At 51.9% G+C, this 18,427-nt stretch carries 16 protein-coding genes and 1 tRNA gene; 11 read left to right on the forward strand and 6 right to left on the reverse strand.

The window, feature by feature from the left end; genetic code table 11:
* Nucleotides 1–200: 200 nt before the first annotated feature.
* The 3 genes from K0H63_RS20205 to K0H63_RS09385 all read left to right on the forward strand — a co-directional run bounded on the left by K0H63_RS20205 (nucleotide 201) and on the right by K0H63_RS09385 (nucleotide 2,738).
* Nucleotides 201–479: a DUF1904 domain-containing protein gene (locus tag K0H63_RS20205; RefSeq protein ID WP_350355127.1), complete on the forward strand. Its 279-nt coding sequence runs from the start codon at nucleotides 201–203 to the stop codon at nucleotides 477–479.
* An 11-nt stretch (nucleotides 480–490) separates the two neighbouring features.
* The gene (pssA, locus tag K0H63_RS09380; RefSeq protein ID WP_220067703.1) at nucleotides 491–1,804 is read left to right on the forward strand and encodes a CDP-diacylglycerol--serine O-phosphatidyltransferase; all 1,314 of its coding nucleotides are present in this window, start codon (nucleotides 491–493) and stop codon (nucleotides 1,802–1,804) included.
* A gap of 181 nt (nucleotides 1,805–1,985) precedes the next feature.
* The gene (locus tag K0H63_RS09385) at nucleotides 1,986–2,738 is read left to right on the forward strand and encodes a tRNA-uridine aminocarboxypropyltransferase (RefSeq protein ID WP_220067704.1); all 753 of its coding nucleotides are present in this window, start codon (nucleotides 1,986–1,988) and stop codon (nucleotides 2,736–2,738) included.
* Between the two features lie 26 nt (nucleotides 2,739–2,764).
* Here the strand turns inward: K0H63_RS09385 and K0H63_RS09390 are convergent.
* A tRNA-Pro gene (locus K0H63_RS09390) sits at nucleotides 2,765–2,841 on the reverse strand.
* Nucleotides 2,842–2,982: 141 nt separating this feature from the next.
* Complete coding sequence (locus K0H63_RS09395) at nucleotides 2,983–5,043, reverse strand: PhoX family protein (protein WP_220067705.1); 2,061 nt, start codon at nucleotides 5,041–5,043, stop codon at nucleotides 2,983–2,985.
* A gap of 156 nt (nucleotides 5,044–5,199) precedes the next feature.
* Between K0H63_RS09395 and K0H63_RS09400 the strand changes: the two genes are divergently transcribed.
* Nucleotides 5,200–5,529 (forward strand): hypothetical protein, encoded by a 330-nt coding sequence (locus K0H63_RS09400; protein WP_220067706.1) that lies wholly within the window; start codon nucleotides 5,200–5,202, stop codon nucleotides 5,527–5,529.
* 69 nt (nucleotides 5,530–5,598) lie between these two features.
* Here the strand turns inward: K0H63_RS09400 and K0H63_RS09405 are convergent, their stop codons facing one another.
* The 3 genes from K0H63_RS09405 to K0H63_RS09415 form a co-directional block, all read right to left on the reverse strand.
* Nucleotides 5,599–6,606 (reverse strand): DUF3080 family protein, encoded by a 1,008-nt coding sequence (locus K0H63_RS09405; protein WP_220067707.1) that lies wholly within the window; start codon nucleotides 6,604–6,606, stop codon nucleotides 5,599–5,601.
* Between the two features lie 313 nt (nucleotides 6,607–6,919).
* Nucleotides 6,920–8,515: a S41 family peptidase gene (locus tag K0H63_RS09410; RefSeq protein WP_220067708.1), complete on the reverse strand. Its 1,596-nt coding sequence runs from the start codon at nucleotides 8,513–8,515 to the stop codon at nucleotides 6,920–6,922.
* Nucleotides 8,516–8,552: 37 nt separating this feature from the next.
* Nucleotides 8,553–9,230 (reverse strand): tRNA/rRNA methyltransferase, encoded by a 678-nt coding sequence (locus K0H63_RS09415; RefSeq protein WP_220067709.1) that lies wholly within the window; start codon nucleotides 9,228–9,230, stop codon nucleotides 8,553–8,555.
* Between the two features lie 323 nt (nucleotides 9,231–9,553).
* Between K0H63_RS09415 and K0H63_RS09420 the strand changes: the two genes are divergently transcribed.
* Complete coding sequence (locus K0H63_RS09420) at nucleotides 9,554–10,201, forward strand: class D sortase (protein ID WP_220067710.1); 648 nt, start codon at nucleotides 9,554–9,556, stop codon at nucleotides 10,199–10,201.
* A 10-nt stretch (nucleotides 10,202–10,211) separates the two neighbouring features.
* Nucleotides 10,212–10,736, forward strand: coding sequence for an LPXTG cell wall anchor domain-containing protein (locus K0H63_RS09425; protein ID WP_220067711.1), 525 nt, complete (start codon nucleotides 10,212–10,214; stop codon nucleotides 10,734–10,736).
* Between the two features lie 98 nt (nucleotides 10,737–10,834).
* Here the strand turns inward: K0H63_RS09425 and eco are convergent, their stop codons facing one another.
* Entirely contained in the window at nucleotides 10,835–11,392 is a 558-nt protein-coding gene (gene eco / locus K0H63_RS09430) for a serine protease inhibitor ecotin (protein WP_220067712.1), read from the reverse strand.
* A 238-nt stretch (nucleotides 11,393–11,630) separates the two neighbouring features.
* Between eco and K0H63_RS09435 the strand changes: the two genes are divergently transcribed.
* From K0H63_RS09435 to K0H63_RS09455, 5 genes are all read left to right on the forward strand, one after another.
* A complete protein-coding gene (locus tag K0H63_RS09435; RefSeq protein ID WP_258405691.1) occupies nucleotides 11,631–12,749 on the forward strand; it encodes a cation diffusion facilitator family transporter in 1,119 nt (372 codons plus the stop codon).
* Nucleotides 12,750–12,829: 80 nt separating this feature from the next.
* On the forward strand, nucleotides 12,830–13,258 hold the full coding sequence (locus tag K0H63_RS09440) for a MarR family winged helix-turn-helix transcriptional regulator (RefSeq protein WP_220067714.1): 429 nt from the start codon (nucleotides 12,830–12,832) through the stop codon (nucleotides 13,256–13,258).
* A gap of 145 nt (nucleotides 13,259–13,403) precedes the next feature.
* The gene (locus K0H63_RS09445) at nucleotides 13,404–15,497 is read left to right on the forward strand and encodes a prolyl oligopeptidase family serine peptidase (RefSeq protein ID WP_220067715.1); all 2,094 of its coding nucleotides are present in this window, start codon (nucleotides 13,404–13,406) and stop codon (nucleotides 15,495–15,497) included.
* Between the two features lie 165 nt (nucleotides 15,498–15,662).
* Nucleotides 15,663–17,279, forward strand: coding sequence for a phosphoethanolamine transferase (locus K0H63_RS09450; protein WP_220067716.1), 1,617 nt, complete (start codon nucleotides 15,663–15,665; stop codon nucleotides 17,277–17,279).
* 86 nt (nucleotides 17,280–17,365) lie between these two features.
* A complete protein-coding gene (locus K0H63_RS09455) occupies nucleotides 17,366–18,391 on the forward strand; it encodes a GGDEF domain-containing protein (RefSeq protein WP_220067717.1) in 1,026 nt (341 codons plus the stop codon).
* Nucleotides 18,392–18,427 lie beyond the last annotated feature (36 nt).

The raw sequence follows: 18,427 nt of genomic DNA on the forward strand, positions 1-18,427 counted from the left end.
TGTAACCACTGCACCAACTAAGCAGGGGGTCTGTCACCTATTGGACAAAAGTTGGTCGGAATTTTCATCAGGCATGGCTATGATGGCAAAAATGCTTGCCCCGAAGGGCGCTTATCGGTAATTTCTAGCCCTTAATCGACTAAGGACCCTCTATGCCTCATCTCAGAATTCGCGGTCTTGCATCTGACGCTGTGGCCCGAATGAGCCGTAACTTGCCAGCGCAACTGGCCGCAATAACGGCGACAGATGTGTCAAGTTACACCCTGGAGTGGATCCCAAGTCAATTTTTCCAACAGGGAGAGGCATGCCAACCACTGGTAACAGTGGAGGTGCTTTGGTTTCAACGGAATGAATCAACGCAGGACGAAATGGAAGCCTGCATTCGTGAACACCTTTTGGTTGAAACCCAATTGAGTGTTGCCGTCATATTTATTGGGTTGGACAAGCGGGGTTATTACCGTGATGGCCGGCACTTCTAAGGAGACAGATCTTGGTTGAAAAGCTGCAAGGCATTGCCCTTCAACCTGAGCAGCTCAAGTGGCTGCTGACCCCTCAGGATTTCAAATCTTGTCTGCTCGAGCGCATCGCATCGGCCAAACAGGCCATTTATATAGCGGCTCTCTATCTTGAAGACGACGAAGCGGGCAGGGAAGTGATGGACGCTTTGTTGGCTGCCAAAGCTGCCACCCCGTCGATGGACATCAAGGTGTTGGTCGATTTTCACCGGGCCCGTCGCGGGCTGATCGGCCACAAGGGTGACAGCGGTAATTACCTGATGTACCGCCGCGTGATGGAGAATCACCCCTGCGCTTTTGGCATCTACGGCGTGCCCGTAAAAGCCAAAGAGTTTATGGGGGTCTTGCACCTCAAGGGCTTCATCATCGATGATGCCGTCATCTACAGCGGCGCCAGTCTGAATAATGTGTATTTACATCAAGTAGATAAGTATCGCTTCGACCGTTATCACCTGATTGAAAACCACGCACTTGCCCTGAGCATGCGCTCGATGATTGATAACTATCTGCTCGCGGACCCTGCAGTTAGCCTGCTGACCCAGGCTGCCGAAGACGAAGTGTTACCGCAAAAGGTAGATGTACGCACGTTCAAACAGCGTTTGTGTGAAGCGCAATACCAGTTTGAGGGAGTCTCCCGCGGGAACAGGGTAACCCCGCTCGTTGGCCTTGGCAGCAAGCACAATGCCTTGAATAAGGCAGTGATTTCCCTGGTTGAGAGTGCCCGCACTGAACTCTTTATCTGTACGCCTTACTTCAATCCTCCCCGGGTGTTGGTGCGCGCACTGGTTAAACAGCTCAGAAACGGCGTTAAAATCGATATCGTGGTGGGAGACAAGACCGCAAATGACTTCTTTATCCCACCGGAGAAAGAGTTCAACACCATAGGCGCGCTGCCTTATCTGTATGAACAGTCACTGCGCAAGTTTGCCAAACGTCAGCAGTGGGCAATAGAGGCAGGACTGCTCAATATCCACCTGTGGAAGCACGATAACAACAGTTATCACCTCAAGGGGATAAGTGCGGATAATCGCCGCCATCTGATCACAGGCTCAAACCTGAATCCCAGAGCCTGGGCACTGGATCTGGAAAACGGTCTGCTGGTACAGGATGAGACGGGAGTGTGGCAGCAAAGTTTTGCCAAGGAGCAGGCCCATATTCTCAATCACACTCACAGGCTGTATCACTACAGCCAGGTTGATACCCTGCATCATTACCCGGTACCGGTGAAGAAAATCATGAACCGCATCCGCAGGCTTAAGGCTGACATCTTGCTTCGTCGCATCCTGTAAGTCCGGCGATATTGCGGACAGGAAGGCCGGCAATATCGCCGGCCTTTTTATTGCGATTATTCAAACTCAAGACCTCAAATTCAGGGGCAAATTGATGCCAACTCGCGTATTATGCTCCGCCCCGGCAGTGTGAGCCGGGATAGCGATTATCACCCTTGCCAGTTTCGGAGCGCCTTTCACCATGGTTAATGAGAAGAAGGAACACGCGGTACACAGGCTGTATCAGTATCGTAAATCCATATCATCAAAACCATTCACCGCACGGGGTAAAAATTTACGTAGATGCGAGCAATGTCTATTGGGAACCCAGTTTTGCACCTGTGAATATCGCTCACAGCTAAATACCAAAGCCGCCTTTATGTTGCTGATGTACGATGATGAAGTGCTCAAGCCAACCAATAGTGGTCGCCTAATTGCCGATCTGATACCCGACACCTGGGCGTTTTTGTGGAGCCGTACCCAGGTAGATGATGAGGTGCTGGCGCTGATAAAGCATCCTGACTTTATGCCCTTTGTGGTTTTCCCTGGGGAATATGCCGCGCCTGAGCAAGTAGTACATCAGGCCATCAGTGAAGAGATGCTGGCGGGCAAACGGCCACTCTTTATCATGCTGGATGGCTGCTGGCGGGAAGCGGTGAAGATGTTTCGAAAGAGCCCCTATCTGGCAGGCTTGCCGCTGCTGTCATTCGATGCCGGTGAACTTGCGCGCTATGCCCTGCGCAAAGGCCAGCGGGATTTTCAGTTTGGTACCGCAGAAGTGGCGGCCATGGTGCTTGGCGCTATGGGTGAAAGCCATAACAGTGAGCAGCTTGCCACCTGGTTTGATTTGTTTGTGGAGTCAACCCTGCTTGGACGCAACCGCAGACCCGGCGCCTGCCTTGATGAGCGCCATCGCCTTATTGCCAGGTTCAATGAGGGGCAAACCCCGATTTAGGGTTAAAGCAGCCGGCGATACTGAGTTGGTCGGAGCGACAAGATTCGAACTTGCGACCCCTGCCTCCCGAAGGCAGTGCTCTACCGGACTGAGCTACGCTCCGAAACCATATGAAAAACATACAGCTGTCTCGATGACTTCACAAGATGGCGATAGCAGAACAAAAAAACACCGGCCTTAGCCGGTGTTTTCTATTTTGGCGGGAGCCATATCTGGACGCTCAGCTCATACTCCCGACTCCAATTTACACACCTACCTCGGTGCCATCGACTTTTGAGATAACCACAGTGGCAGCCCTTGGTCTGATGATCATGCCGGCTGGGGTAACCTGGGTCGCATCATCACTGTAAGGCCAGTTACCTGGGTGCTGGATATTGGCAAACAGACTTTGATAATCAGGGCTGAAGGCCACACCTGTTACTTCACAGTCGTTGGGACCAACGAAGAAACGGCGCAGTTCCATTTGGTTATCCGCGCGAAGCGGCTTTTGGTTTCCATCGGCGTCGAGCAACTTTGATGGCACCACGGCCAGCATCTGGTCGTTGGTGTGCTCAGTCACTTCCTTGGCGCCGTTGTCGGTTTGTACCCACATGATGCCACGTGGGTCAAATGCCAGACCATCGGGGCTTGCGAACTGGTTCTCATCGGTCAGGCCGCTGAGATTGGTTTCGCTGTCACCATTGGCAGGAGAACCAAATACGAAGATATCCCAGCTGAACTCCGTGTCGGAGGCGCCTTCATCCCAACGAATGATATGTCCAAAGCTGTTTTTCAGACGTGGGTTGGCCGGATTGGCTTCGGTGCGTCGGGTGTTGTTGGTCAGTGTCAGGTACACACTGCCGGTGAAAGGGTCGACAGCACACCATTCAGGGCGATCCATTGGGGTCGCACCCACCAAGTCTGCAGCACCTGCGGTGTTAACTATGATGTCGGCAAGCGAGCCCAAATGCTCACCGAGGGTTTTACCGTCGGTGGTGACAGTATCGGGCACCAGTGGTAACCATTCACCCTGGCCATCCTCGTCGAAGCGCGCCACGTAAAGGGTACCGTTATTCATGTACTTGTCACCGGTGGCAATGCGGTTGCTGCTGTTGGCATCGGCCTCAGACCAAAGCGCATCTGACACATATTTGTAGAGATACTCGAAGCGGGAGTCATGGCCTGAGTAGAACACCACGGGTTTACCTTCTTCGAGCTTGCCGAAGGTGCAGCCTTCATGGCGGAAGCGACCAAGGGCAGTACGTTTGATACCGCGCTGATTAGGGGTGTATGGGTCGATTTCAACGATATAGCCGTGGCCATTGGCCTCATTGCGGTAATCGTAGAGGGCACTCATACCTGTGGGGGTGGTGTCGAAGCGGCTGAACTCATCTGCACGCTCTTCATCGTGGCCAGCAAAATGGTTCCATCCGTAGCGGGTGTCTTTGGTTGCAACACCGATACGGGCATTGGCGGCAGACATTTCGCCTTTGTTGACGAAATACTCGGGCCAGTTCTCTTCACAGGTCAGGTAAGTGCCCCATGGCGTTGAACCGTTACCGCAGTTGTTCAGGGTACCGCGGGCCTGACTGCCATCGGGCGAGAATGCGGTAACCAGATGGTCGCTGTATGCAACAGGGCCTGCCATATCAAACGTGGTAGCGCCGGTGAAGCGGCGGTTATGGGGATCGTTTTTAATGACTTCCCATACACCATTGGTGCGTTTAATGCGTACCACAGTGACGCCGTGAGCGTTGATTTCCTTGCGTACTTCATCAAGGATGGTGCGAAGACCCGTGACTGGGTCAACGGTCGGACCGGCAGGATGCAGGGCGTCGGGTTCAATATATTCATGGTTGATACACAGCAGACCATCGTCGGCGGCATCATTCAGTGGGAAAAAGTGCATACCGTCGTGGTTCTGACCCACGGCATTGGCCTGATCGTCTGACGTGTTACTGCCATCTGCTTTCCAGGGGGCAGCTTTGTCATTCAGTGGCGTCCCCCAGGGAGCCAGCACCTGAGCACGGTAGCCTTCTGGAATGGAAACGCCATCGGTGAGCGAACCGGGAATGGAGTTAAAGCCCAGAGTGATGTCAGACTGGGTCGGCGGTGGCAATGGTGTAGGCGTGGTCACGGGAGGCGTTACCGGGTTAGAATCACTGCCACAGCCAGCGAGGCCCAAACCTGCAAACGCGGTCATGGCGCCGAGACCCAAACCGCTTTTTACAAAGTTGCGGCGAGAAAGATGACGGTCCAACACCTCGGCAAAGGGGGTATTGTTGCTTTGGTTAAAACATTTTGGATTATGGGTGGCCTTGCTCATGATCGCTCCGATAAGACATTGTAATGTTGGCTTAATTCGAAACGACAAGTTAGTGGTGTTAAATGACGTTTGTGTGTATTAAGTATGACGATTGAATGAAAGGGGGGCTCTCGGTGAGCCTATACTCTTGTTATCACAATAGGTAAGGATGAACCTATGCAAGCCTCGACTGTTATGTTGCAAATCCACCACCGTCTCGAACCGGGTTGTCTTGGGCCGGATGGTGTTAACCATGTTGAGGCCTTTTGTCGTCTGGCCCAGGAGGCGATGAAGCAAGTCTCTCCCGGGATCTGCCGCTGGCAATTGGAGCCCCGCTATGACAAGCGTCTTGCCGAAATGAGTTATTTCCTCGGGGCCAAACAACTCACCCGCGAACAGGCGGGCAAGTATTTGCAACTCTTTGGCGAGGATATAGATTCCTTTGAAGAGCGGTTTCACGACAAGCTCACGCAGTTAATCCATCAATATCTGGCCCGTAAGCCCTGAAGTCTTGGGTAACGGCATCTCTATGTGGCACTGAAACCTTGGGTTGACGCATCCACTGGCGTTAGCCATTCAGCCGGACGAGCGGCCTGCCGTGCCGTGCTTAATTTCAAGCATGCAACTTTGCTGTAATCCTTGCCAGAGACGGATATGGTCTCTCACAGCCGTTTTTATTTCTGCGGTGATGCCGCTGTCGCTGAAGTAATATTCCACTTGAGCTTGCCACTCGCTGCCATTAAACAGCGATTGCATATCGGATGAGAGTGCAAATTGGCTCTCACTGTACACACCGAGATAGGGCTGAATCTTGCCAATAAAATATTTCGTCAGAACATTGAGCAGAATTTTCTGTTGGGCGGGGTTGTGGCCAGGGGTACAGCGCATCAATTTATGGCCATCGAGGCGCTGATTGAGTCTTCGCAGGGCCCTCAAATGCGAATCCATGCCTGCCATGTAGCGCGCTAAAAATTCACTTTTGCTGAGTAACTTGACTGCTCGATTAACATCCATAACGTCGACAGAGCCTACATTGTCAGACTCGATAGCGTTGCGAATTGCCAGCAGGGTGCGCATTTGCTGCTGGGTATCGGAAAGTCCGGCATTGCCACTGGCGATATCCAGGCCAATCCGTTTCACAAACAGACGTTGCCGTATGTCATCATCGTTTTCCAAAAACCAGATAAAGCTTTCATGCAGTGTGGATTGCTTGCGCTCAAGTTCCTCAGCCAGCTTGGCGCTCAGTGCGTTATCGTCTAGCAATGTTTCTATGCATTTTGGGGCGGCCTGAATAAATTCAATCTCATAGGCGAACCGGACCGCGGGTTCAGCAACCTTACCCAGACTGCTGTTGTGGTTGGCGATAAGGCCGCCGAGGTGGCAGTGCCCAAGCCTGCCAAGTTCCAGCAGACCAATGGAGCCGCCTTCATGTAATCCACGCTTTGGCGGCAGAGGAAACCGCGGGATTGTTACGGCAGAAAAGGGCGTTTCGTCTGGTGACTCATCACCCAGGATTCTCACAAGACGTTGTTCATAATCTTCCCAAAGGGCATCGGCGCCAGTGGGTGAGCAAGCTTGCAACACACCACACAAAACCATGAGTAAACACGGCGTCTTTAGCCTTGTAGCGCTTCGCTTAAACCTTAATAAAACCGCCACCTGTTGCCTCTATCTGAAGTTAGTCCAGGTAAACCTGAGTATGTTAACTATACGCACCTGGCATCCTATTGGGTCAATCACTATGGAAGAAATAGACACAGTCTTGTGTTACACCATCAGCGCTGGTCGCTGACAGGGACAGATAGGAGAGTGTCGATGGCGACCACAGGCAGGCATCAACAAGGTGAAATAAAAAAGGCAGTTTTACCTGCCTTTTCATTGAGAATGGACTGACGCCTTATTGGCTCTTGCCTTGAGGCAAAGTCATTATCCTGTTGTTACGGAACACGTTCAGTTCGCGTCCATCTGACAGTGCATCGCCCTCAACAGTCTCCTGGGTTACCCTTGACGGCGCAAACTGGGCAACAGCGGCAGCTGGACAACTGCCATCGAGTCGGTATTGAAGCGCTGCCGCCAGCATAGCTTCGGCAGGATCGCCAAGCTGCTTGGTGAAATCGTCAGCCAGGTTACAGCCGTTGACTGGCTCGCCACTCAGAACCGGTGAGTTTCTCGGTTCAAAGCCGTCAGCATAGTCACCAAAGCCTTTGTCATTTTCACCGCGGAACTGGATGGAGAAATAGGTCGTACCGCAATTATCCGTAGGATAAAAACCATAAGGCTTACCACAGGTACGGTTACCAATCTGCACGACATCCAGGTCAATGCCTCTGAGTCCGTTGATAATGGCTTCGGAGGCAGAGCAGGTGGCGGCTGTCGTTAATACAAATACCCGGCCCAGCCCCAGATAAGGGAGTGCTTGCCCCTGACTGTAAGAAAAGCCTACGCCGGTATTAATAAAGGGCATGGGCACCAGCGCCTGGCCAGTCACTGGGTTGGTGCTGGTGTGTTTGTCGTTGAAGGTAGTGTTTTCGAATATTTTGTTTGAGGTTCTGCTTGGCCCGGCAATCATATAGCCGAGCTGGCTGGCAATCGCGAGCAAACCACCACCGTTATAGCGCACGTCCAGCACCAAATCGGTTACGCCTTGCGCTTTGAGGGTATCGATGGCACTCACCAGTGCGCCTTCTGCGGTGGCGATGTGGCTATTGAACTGCAGATAGCCAACCTTGCCCGAAGTTGTCGTGATAGCTTTGACATTTTGCACCGGAACCTGTGTCACGGTATTGGCGGTCAACGACACGGTTCTCTCTGTGCCATTCATGTCACGAATTTTAAAGGTCGATGCCTTGCCTTTTTCTGTGGGGAAAAACGCGGCGTTTAACGCATCCACGTCGTTGCTGTAGACCACATCCACACCATTGGCCTCCAAAAACTCGGCACCGCGAAGAATTCCGGCATTGGCAGCCTGACTGCCGGGCTCGGTATAGGCGGCCACAATCTGCCGCGGAGGGGATGCTTTAAGCAGCTGGAACTCGACCCCATAGCCCAAAGATTCACCTGAGTTGGACAGCGCCTCCCATTCTTCTGTGGACATGGAACCATGGAATCTGTCTTTATAGGCACCGCTTGATGTCGTTTGGGTCGTTTTCAACTGGTCAAAATAGGCTTCAACTGTATTGAAGTTACTTGGATTGTTATCTGGAACTTCGCTGTACCAGAGGTAGGTTTCATTGGTCCAGGAACGCAGCCACATCTTCTCATGGAGGGCGGTTCCGGTTTTATCACTGGTACCGCCACGGGGATTGGCGCAGAAATTTTTATAAACCCCGGCATCGGCAAAGGTTCCCTGTACCCAGGTGATGTCACCTGACGTACCGCCGTTATTGCCACCGGAACCTGTATCACCGGATGAAGAATCACCACCGCCCCCGGAGCAGGCTCCAAGGGTGAGCATCAGGGCAATTGCCACACTGCTTTTGCGTAGGTACAGCATATCCAAAACTCCTTTTTCGTATTAATGCCGATTAAAATCAGCTGTTTATTTTGCTCATAATATCACTTATCAGTTGATGTGCCAGCTTACAATCCCGTTCAGGCAAACGCCCAATGCTGTCCTGCAGCCAGGGTCTGAGTTTGTCCTGTTCCGAGAGTCCAAGCAGGCCGGCAAGTTCTTGGGCTTTGTGTTTGAGGGACTGTATCTGGCGCTCATCGGCGGCCCTGGCCTGCAGGCCAATTGTACGCTCAACACCAGTGAGGGCATAGGTATACACCATCACCGCCTGGCCAAGATTGAGTGATGGATAGTCACCGGCAAGGGGTACGTAACTGAAGAGATCGCACTGGGAGAGCTCCTGATTGGATAAGCCACTGGACTCCCGGCCGAACACCAACGCCATGGAAGGGGCGCCGGACTGCTTGAGGGTAGTGCCCAGTTCTTCAGGGGTGAGAAAAGTGCGGGGGCTGCCTCGCTCTCTGGCGGTCGTGGCGATGAGCAGGTCAAACTCTGCGCGCAGGTCATCGAAGGAGTCCAACACCCGCGCATTATCGAGTATTTCTGTCGCACCATGGGCAACCCAGCGCGCTTCATCCTCCAGATGTTGCTGGCTGCCAATTAAAATCAGTTGGGTAAATCCCATGGTTTTCATGGCCCGAGCCGCGGCGCCTACGTTTGCCGCGCGGGCAGGTTCTACAAGTACAACGGACAACATAACTACAAAACTCTCCAGTACAGCGTTATCTGGTGAAGAGTATATCGGTAAAGCCGTATGAGCCCGAGCCTTTTCAGTTCCTTAACAAGGTTGATGCCGATAAACAGCAAAGACTGATGCCTGACGGGAAAGGTTTACTGCTTTCGATGCGTTATCCGGTTAAATTTCAGCCAAACTCCTTAGGGTATGACCTACGGTTATGTGCATAACTTAGTAGCCATAGTCAGTCATGAACATCTCCTATGCCCGACAGCCAAATCACGCTCGTCAGAAGAAAGCCCCCCCTGGCAACGCTACTTAACATCGCCGGGATTGGGTGTCTTTTGGCGTTTGGAGCAGCCAAGTGGCATCAGGCAGCAGCGGGGGATTCAGCACTCGCTGAAGTTGACAGACAAATAGCTGACAGAAGCCTGAGTTCAGAGCCTTTGGTGTCGGGCGATACCTCACCAGCAACGACAGCGGCCATTTCTGGTGATGCAAACCCGGCAACGGATACGCAGCTTTCAACACCCGATATGTCCGATTGGTCGACTGCCCGTAAAAAAGGGTTTCATGAGTTATCGACCGCAATACCTTTGGGAAAACTGACCATCAATGACATTTCCCTGGAGGTGGCCCTGTTTGATGGTGATTCAGAGCTCAATCTGAATAAGGGCGTGGCCCGGGTTCATCAGGGGGCCGCTTTGGGTGAGAGCGGTAATCTGGTGATTGCCGGTCACAGGGATTCCTTCTTTCGCAAATTAGGGCAGCTTGGGAAGGGCGCGGTGATAGACATCATGTCGATAGATGGCGAGTTGCATCGCTATCAAATAACCGACTCCTGGATTTTGACTCCCAAAGATACCTGGGTGATGGCACCCGTCAGCACTGATGTGCTGACTCTGGTGACTTGCTATCCGTTTTATTTTGTAGGCAGCGCACCTCAGCGGTACATAGTGCGGGCCAAAAAAGTTTCCACCAACCAACACTAAGGAAATAACCATGAAAAAAGCTCTCGCCGCTGGTCTTTTGGCCTTTGGTGCTGCCACTCCGGCACTTGCTGCCGACTGCAGTGACGTGGTTTGGCATCAGGATGTGCTTGCTCAATACCCCAGCGTTGCTAACGCTTGTCAGGATGTTATTGAGAAAGATGGCAAGCAGTACGTCAAGCTCAAAGCTGAATTTGTCCGTTACAGTGAGCCCCGTAAAGCTATGCTGGACGTTTATGAGTCCGATGGCTCCAAGCAGCGTCAAACGGTCGCCCTCAAGTCTGGTGCTACAGTGGATGCAGGAGGCAATCAGGTCGGCTGGGACGCACTGCCCCGTGGTTATGAGCTGGAGTTTTATGTCCCCAGCGACCGCTTTGAGGTGGATGAGGTGACTATGGTAACGCCCGTTGCGCCTGTGGCGCCTGAAACCCGCCCCGCCGAGTTGCCAAAAACAGCGTCTTGGGTGCCAGCACTTGGTGCCCTTGGTTTGGTGTTGCTGGCGCTTGGTCAGGTGTTTACCCGTCGCCGCCGCACTTAACGCGTGACGATAACGATAAAAAAGCCGCGCAAGCGCGGCTTTCTTTTATCTGAACTGAACTGTTATCTGGCCAGACTATTGGCTGATTCGGGCCAACATCAGTTTTTAGAGGTGTTGAACACAGTGTCAGCGCGCCAGACCCGGTACTTCAGCTCCGCACCCTCCGGAATATAAAACACCATCGGCAGCTTGCTGTTGTAGGCAAACTTGTAGTCACCTGGAATGTGCACAAAAGCTTCGGTCTTGGCTTTATCGAAGCAGGCCATCATGGTGCTTGGGCCCTCAGCAATTTCGGTGACTTCGTAGTAGTTATAACCCCACCCTTTGAGATCCCTGGTTTGCATCTCGCCTCTGAGGCCATGTTTGTTACAGTCCACCAGCTTGGTTTGGCCGATTTGGACTTCAACCATGTAATTACCTTCGTTCTCAAGCGCCGGTAAGGTGAGAATGTGCTGTACCATACCGGCAGCGGGGGCTGGAAACATTTTGCTGGCGTCCTGCGCCTGGTAATCGGCAGAGGTAAAATGCTGGGCGGTGATCATGTTTTGATTTACCCCGTCAGGATGCGCCGGTGATGTGGCGTGGGCAACCGAGAGGGTTGCCAGGGAGAATAGACCGGTCAACATCAGGTTTTTAACAGAAAAGGCTTTTTGCATAATAGCTCCTTGGAAGGGGATATCCCCAAAAAGTCATCGGGATTCATACCCGCTGTATTCCTGTAAACGAGGCTAATCCGAAAAAGGGTTAAAGCCCATGAAAAAAATTTATTTTCGCCTTTCGTGTTATGAATTGCCGGTTAATTCACGTTTCAAATAGTTTGATGTTCAAACTAATTTAATTCACACTGAAAACACGCTAACGTTCACTCATCAATTACTCAACATGCCTTCGTCTATGAATGCCAAACCCTTTCACTCCGTTGCCAATTGGCAGCACAGTCATGACTTTTTCAAACACAACGATGCGGGTGAACGCAGCACCCGGATAGTGCTGGTGCTGACACTGGTGACCATGGTAGCCGAAATTCTTGCCGGTACCGTGTATGGCTCTATGGCCCTGCTGGCTGACGGCTGGCATATGGGCACCCATGCAGCGGCTTTCCTTATCACCCTGTTTGCATACCGCTATGCTCTGAAACATAAAGATGACCCGGCGTTTGCCTTTGGCACAGGTAAAGTCAGTGTACTCGGTGGCTTCGCCAGTGCCGTTGCATTGGGGTTGGTCGCGCTGATTATGGTGATAGAGTCTGCGGTGCGCTTGATATCGCCCCATCAAATTGCCTTTGATGAAGCCATTCTGGTGGCGATTATTGGCCTTTCGGTCAACCTGCTCAGCGCTTTTCTGCTGAAGGATCATCACCACCATCATCACCACGGGCACCATCACGATGATGACCATGGGCACGAACACCATGACCATGAGGCTCATCTGCATCATGATGAAGATCATGGCCACGATCACGGGCATTCCCATTGTGATCATAGCCATCATGATCACAGCCATCAGGGGACGAATCACCACGGCCATGAACATCATGATCATCAACATCAGCATCACGGGCACCACGACCACAACCTGCGTGCGGCCTATTTGCATGTGCTTGCCGATGCATTGACGTCCGTACTGGCCATTGGCGCCTTGCTTGCGGGTAAATTCTTCGGTTTGGGCTGGCTCGACCCGCTAATCGGCATACTCGGTGCCATCATTATCGGCCGCTGGGCTGTGGGGCTGGTTAAAGACACAGGTCCCTTGCTGCTCGATGCCGACAACAACGAAAAATTACGGAAAAACGTGATTCGTCTGGTGGCCAGTGTGCCGGACCACGGGGTATCCGATTTGCATCTGTGGCGTATCAGTGCCGATCATCGTGCCTGTATCCTGGGGGTCGTGAGCCATCAACCCAAGTCCAGTGCCTATTTTGTTAAACGGCTTAAGGAAGAGTTGGGTCTGCATCATGTGACTGTGGAAGTGCATTGCTGTGACTGCGAAGTCAGGCCCTCATCCCGGGACTGAAACTCAGTTCGTATGTATGGCGCTGGGCCCACTGGTATTAGTTCGGCTCAGCGCCGTGATAAGAAGGAAGCCTTAACTACATGGATATCAATCAGGATTTAAATCGGGCTCTGGTGGAATTTTTTGAAGGCATGGCGGCCTGGGAGCATCAGTTGGTGGAAGGCAGTGGTTTACTGCTGCCGGTCATGCATACGCTGGAGCTGCTGGGACTATACGGCCCCATGAGGATGACGGATTTGGCGCACAAGCTCAGCATCAGTACCGGCACCCTTACAGCCCGCATCGATCGCATGGAGAAAGACGGGCTCGTCACCCGGATTGCCAATCCCGAAGACAGGCGCTCATTGTTGATTTCGCTCACTGAGCAGGGCGAGGTGCACTTTTCTACCCACGATAAGGCGCATCTTCATTTGACTGAAGATCTGATTGCAGCATTCAGCGCCGAAGATAAGCAAAACCTACTGGGCATGCTGGAGAAAATGAACCGCCATTTCCGAAATCCAGAATAGCCCTGCGGTTTCGATTCGGCATACAGGCAGCACCAGGTAAAACATCTGTAACAGACGCTTACACTTCATTCACAGGTAAAGTTGCCAAGCGGCGGAAAATCGCTAGTTTAGTGTCCTTGAAAACGTTTGTAACCAAGGACTCAATATGAACAAAAGGATACTGCTTCTTGGCGCAGCCTCATTGCTGGCTTTCAATGCTGTCGCTGAAGGGGAAGACCCCTTCATTTGGCTGGAAGATGTCGAGGGTGAAAAAGCGCTTGCCTGGGTCAAAACCCAAAACGATCGCTCCCTCGAAGAGCTCAAAGCCGTCCCCGGCTATAATGCGCTGGTGGACAATGCACTGGATATCCTCAATGACAAGGCGCGTATTCCTTATGCGGGCCGCATTGGTGACTACCTTTATAACTTCTGGAAAGACGAAGCCAATCCCCGCGGCATCTATCGCCGCACTACCATGGCGGAATACGTCAAAGACGCGCCCAAGTGGGAAACCGTGCTCGATATCGACGCCCTCGGTAAAGCCGAAGGGGTTAACTGGGTATTCAAGGGCATGGACTGCCAATATCCAAAGAACGTGCGTTGCCTGGTGTCTTTGTCCCGCGGCGGCGCCGATGCGGTGGAAATTCGTGAGTTTGACCTCTCTAGCTTAAGTTTCGTCCCTGCCGACAAGCAGGGCTTCTTCCTGCCTGAAGCCAAGTCCAGCGTGAGCTGGATTGACGAAAATACCTTGTTTGTGGGCACCGATTTTGCCGAAGGCGATGCCTGGACCGATTCCGGCTATCCACGCAAGGTCAAAGTGTGGACCCGCGGCACCGACATTAAAGACGCCAAAGAAATCTATGCAGGCAACAAGGCATCGGTGGCGGCATCCGGTTACGTGATGTGGGATGACAAAACGCCGCTTAAACTGGTCTCTGAAGCTGAAACCTTCTACGAAGCCAGCTACAAGGCGCTCCTTGATGGCAAGCTGGTGGATCTACCGCTGCCAAAGGATGCCGAACTCAAGGGTTTCTTTAACGGTGACATCTTTGTTGAGCTTAAAAGCGAGCTCAAGCAGGGGAGCAGCAGCTTCCCACAGGGCGCCATTGTTTACACCAAGGCCGACAAACTGCTGGCCGGTAAGCCTGAGTTTGCACTGTTTGTTAAACCCGACGCCAATTCATCCATCAGTCAGGTGACCTTTACCCGTAATGCGGTGCTGGTGAACTGGCTTGAAGACGTTAAGAGCAAGCTGGTGCGCTATCGTAAAGATGCCAAGGGCCAATGGCAGGGTGAAAACGTCGGTTTCCCAAGTAACGGCAGCATCAGCGTGTTCGACAGCAGTCGCGACAGAGACGATCTGTTTGTTACCTACACCAGCTTTCTCGAACCATCGACCCTGTACAGTGTGAACGCCGAAAGTCTCAAGCGTGAGTCACTCAAGGCGATGCCTTCGCAGTTCGATGCATCAAAATTTGAAGCCAAACAGTATTTTGCTACCAGTAAAGACGGTACCAAGGTGCCTTACTTTGCCGTGATGGCCAAAGACATCAAGCTTAATGGCACCAACCCAACGCTGCTGTACGGCTATGGCGGTTTTGAAGTGTCGCTGCGTCCTTTCTACTCTGCCACCACAGGTAAGAACTGGCTCGAGCAGGGCGGCGTTTATGTGCTTGCCAACATTCGTGGCGGCGGTGAATACGGTCCTGGCTGGCACCAGGCTGCGCTGAAGGAAAACCGTCATAAGGCCTATGAAGACTTTGAAGCCATTGCTGAAGATCTGATTAAGCGCAAAATCACCTCGCCAAAACACCTGGGTATTCAGGGTGGCAGTAACGGCGGCCTGCTGATGGGCGCCGCCTTTACCCGCAGGCCGGACCTTTATAATGCCGTGGTGTGTCAGGTGCCGCTTCTGGATATGAAGCGCTACAACAAATTGCTGGCCGGCGCCAGCTGGATGGGCGAGTATGGTAACCCGGATGTGGCTGCCGAGTGGGATTACATCAAAACCTTCTCGCCATACCATAACCTGCAGAAAGACACCCAATATCCAAAAGTGTTCTTCACCACCTCTACCCGTGACGACCGCGTGCACCCAGGCCATGCCCGTAAGATGGTGGCCAAGATGGAAGACATGGGTTACGAGGTGCTGTACTTCGAAAACATGGAAGGCGGCCATGCCGGCGCTGCAGATAACAAACAAACTGCGGAACTAAATAGCCTGGCGTATGCCTACTTATTGAAGCAGCTTAAGTTGTAACAGCCAAGAACTGGCTGAGACCTTAACAAAACCACCGAGGCTGCTGCCGGCCCGGTGGTTTTTTTATTGGGCATCTGTCCTATAGGCTGAGACTTTTGTTTTATTTTCTAATGTCATGTTTACAATAAGCTTACTTTTAAAGGGCTTTTTTGGGGGAAAATTAGTTTGAAGTCTATTGGTTTGAATCGGTTCACGTTTTTTGTCGCCCTGTATTACGCAGCGATCCTGAATATTCCCCTATATCTCAGGGCGGCAGAAGGGCTTAAGTCATTGTCACACATCGATTGGTTATTTGTAGCCAGTTTACCCGTGCTGCTGACATCCTTATTGGCACTCATCTTCTCGCTTTTCAGTGTTAAGTACCTTGTAAAACCCTTTTTTGTCCTGCTGACGTTGGTTTCAGCGTTGGTTGTCTTTGGCATGTACAAATACGGCATCGTGTTTGACCGTGCCATGATGGAAAACATCTTTGAGACTCACAGCGCCGAAGCCTTCATGTATCTCAATGCTGAGTCCGTGGTTGGCTTTTTGCTGCTTGGGATACTGCCGGCGTTTTTTATTGCCAAAGTCAAAATTGAATATCGCGTCTGGTGGAAAGAGCTGCTGGTAAAGCTTGGCTTTATGCTGGGAATGGTATCGGTAGCTGGTGGTGTTCTTGCTGGCTACTATCAGGACTATGTTGCCTTTGGACGCAACAATGACGAAATAAAACAACTGGTTGTGCCTACTTACTACATTGGTGCCGCGGCCAAGTACGTGAATCAGCGTTACATTGAAACGCCGCTGGAATATCAGCCGCTGGGGACAGATGCCAGCAATCAAACCCCGGACCGCAACCATAAACCCTTGTTGACTGTCTTGTTGGTCGGGGAAACCGCTCGTTCAATGAATTATCAGTACTATGGCTATCAAAAAGACACCAACGTGTTTACCAAGCCCCATAATCCTATAGTGCTGAATGCAACCATTTCATGTGGTACAGCAACGGCGCAATCCTTACCCTGTATGTTTTCCAGAATGGGCAGGGAAGAATACGATGCGAGAAAAGCCCGAGCCCAGGACTCGGTAATCGATGTACTGGATCACGCCGGTGTTGCCGTGCAGTGGCTTGATAATGACAGTGGTTGCAAGGGCGTTTGTGACAGAGTTGCCAATGAAATGATAAAGCTGGACGAGGACCCGGCGCTCTGTGATGGCGAGTCTTGTCTGGATCAAATTCTGTTGAATCGTCTCGATACCATACTGGCGAGCCCCATTGAAAAAGACACCCTTTTGGTGCTGCATATTATGGGAAGCCACGGACCCACTTACTTCCAGCGCTATCCGGACGAACACAAAGCCTTTACACCAGATTGCCCCCGCAGTGACATTCAAAACTGCAGTAACGAGGCGCTGGTGAATACTTACGACAACACCATCCGCTACAGTGACTACATCATGGCGGAGGTGATTAAGCGGCTGAAACAGCAAGAGTCGCACGCCGATACCGCACTGATGTATATTTCGGATCATGGTGAGTCTCTGGGGGAAAAGGGCTTGTATCTTCACGGCGCGCCCTATGCATTTGCGCCCATCGAGCAAATCAGTGTGCCCTGGCTCTTATGGCTATCTGACGGTTTTAGAGATGAAAATCGCCTGGATGAAAGCTGTTTAAGAAGCTTGCAGGGCGATTGGTCCCATGACAATCTGTTTGATAGCTTGTTAGGCTGGATGAATATTCACACCAGTGTGTATCGCAAGGAGCAGGACATTTTCAGTCGTTGTCGACTCCCTGCGGTGTAATAAGCGCAAGCAACACAAACTAAACCCAGAATCAGGCAAGCCCCGTGGTCTTTGAGCCACGGGCAGTTAAGGATGAAGCATTTGCCATGACACTCGCAGCTCACAAAGCCAAAGAAAAAGATGAGTCGGCCGGGATATTGAGAAAGGCCGTGCCACAAATGTCGGCACTCGGCATTCCTGTAACACCTGACAACTACGCCGTCTGGTATGCCTACTATCAGGGCGCAGACCTGGCGCTTGTCAGGGCTATCAACGGCCTGATGGAAAATCAGGTACCTTTTTCAGCGGAAGTCTGCAGGGGACTCTACAGCAGCTTTATCCAGAACAATGCACCTGAAGTATTGGAAAACGTGCACCTCGAAACTCAGCTGCTCATCAATGGGCTGCTGAGCAAAATCAGTTTGCTGACGTCTGGCTCTGAGACGTTTCAGCTCGCCATCGAAAGTTTTGGCCACCAATTGCGGCTTCCTCAGGAAGCCGATTCCCTGCATCGATTGGTTGAGGGTGTGTTGGTTGAAGTGGACAAGGTGGTTAGCGAAAACGCCGATATACACTCAAGCCTTAAGTCGATGGATCAGGAGCTCAATCATCTGCGAGCAGAGATAAGCGAGTTGTCGGTGATATCTCTTACAGATAAGTTAACCGGGCTAAATAACCGACGGGCATTTGAATCGCGTATGGCGCAGGAGTTTTTACCGTCAACGCCGAAATGTTCACTGCTGGTTATCGATATCGATCACTTCAAGCAGTTTAACGACACCTGGGGTCACAACGCCGGAGACAAGGTGTTGGTGTATGTGGCGCAGAATCTGAAACAGGCTGTTAAGGGGGAGGATTTGGTTGCTCGCTACGGTGGTGAAGAATTTGTCATCGTGCTAAAGGATACCAGCGCCGCCGATGCTGCCAATATTGCCGAAAAGCTGCGCGAACGTATCGCCAACAAAAAATTGACCTTGAAAAAAGATAATCTGGATTTGGGCAAAGTCACCGTATCCATTGGGGTCGCCAAGGCCGAAGCCAATGAAACCCCGGAGCAGTTTTTTGACCGGGCGGACAGTGCGCTATATCGCGCCAAGGGCAGTGGCCGGAACCGGGTTTGCCTTGCTGAATAGCGACCGTTATTGGTCGCTGGTCGTTTCCCTTTATTT

It is taken from the genome of Shewanella zhangzhouensis (assembly GCF_019457615.1).
GTDB classification, from domain to species: Bacteria; Pseudomonadota; Gammaproteobacteria; order Enterobacterales; family Shewanellaceae; genus Shewanella; species Shewanella zhangzhouensis.

What these genes read in the sequence shown, in the direction of transcription:
- K0H63_RS20205 (WP_350355127.1), top strand. Translation starts at nt 201, where the DNA reads ATGAGCCGTAACTTGCCAGCGCAACTGGCCGCAATAACGGCGACAGAT.
- K0H63_RS09385 (WP_220067704.1), top strand. Translation starts at nt 1,986, where the DNA reads ATGGTTAATGAGAAGAAGGAACACGCGGTACACAGGCTGTATCAGTAT.
- K0H63_RS09395 (WP_220067705.1), bottom strand. Translation starts at nt 5,043, where the DNA reads ATGAGCAAGGCCACCCATAATCCAAAATGTTTTAACCAAAGCAACAAT.
- K0H63_RS09400 (WP_220067706.1), top strand. Translation starts at nt 5,200, where the DNA reads ATGCAAGCCTCGACTGTTATGTTGCAAATCCACCACCGTCTCGAACCG.
- K0H63_RS09410 (WP_220067708.1), bottom strand. Translation starts at nt 8,515, where the DNA reads ATGCTGTACCTACGCAAAAGCAGTGTGGCAATTGCCCTGATGCTCACC.
- K0H63_RS09415 (WP_220067709.1), bottom strand. Translation starts at nt 9,230, where the DNA reads ATGTTGTCCGTTGTACTTGTAGAACCTGCCCGCGCGGCAAACGTAGGC.
- K0H63_RS09425 (WP_220067711.1), top strand. Translation starts at nt 10,212, where the DNA reads ATGAAAAAAGCTCTCGCCGCTGGTCTTTTGGCCTTTGGTGCTGCCACT.
- eco (WP_220067712.1), bottom strand. Translation starts at nt 11,392, where the DNA reads ATGCAAAAAGCCTTTTCTGTTAAAAACCTGATGTTGACCGGTCTATTC.
- K0H63_RS09435 (WP_258405691.1), top strand. Translation starts at nt 11,631, where the DNA reads ATGAATGCCAAACCCTTTCACTCCGTTGCCAATTGGCAGCACAGTCAT.
- K0H63_RS09440 (WP_220067714.1), top strand. Translation starts at nt 12,830, where the DNA reads ATGGATATCAATCAGGATTTAAATCGGGCTCTGGTGGAATTTTTTGAA.
- K0H63_RS09445 (WP_220067715.1), top strand. Translation starts at nt 13,404, where the DNA reads ATGAACAAAAGGATACTGCTTCTTGGCGCAGCCTCATTGCTGGCTTTC.
- K0H63_RS09455 (WP_220067717.1), top strand. Translation starts at nt 17,366, where the DNA reads ATGACACTCGCAGCTCACAAAGCCAAAGAAAAAGATGAGTCGGCCGGG.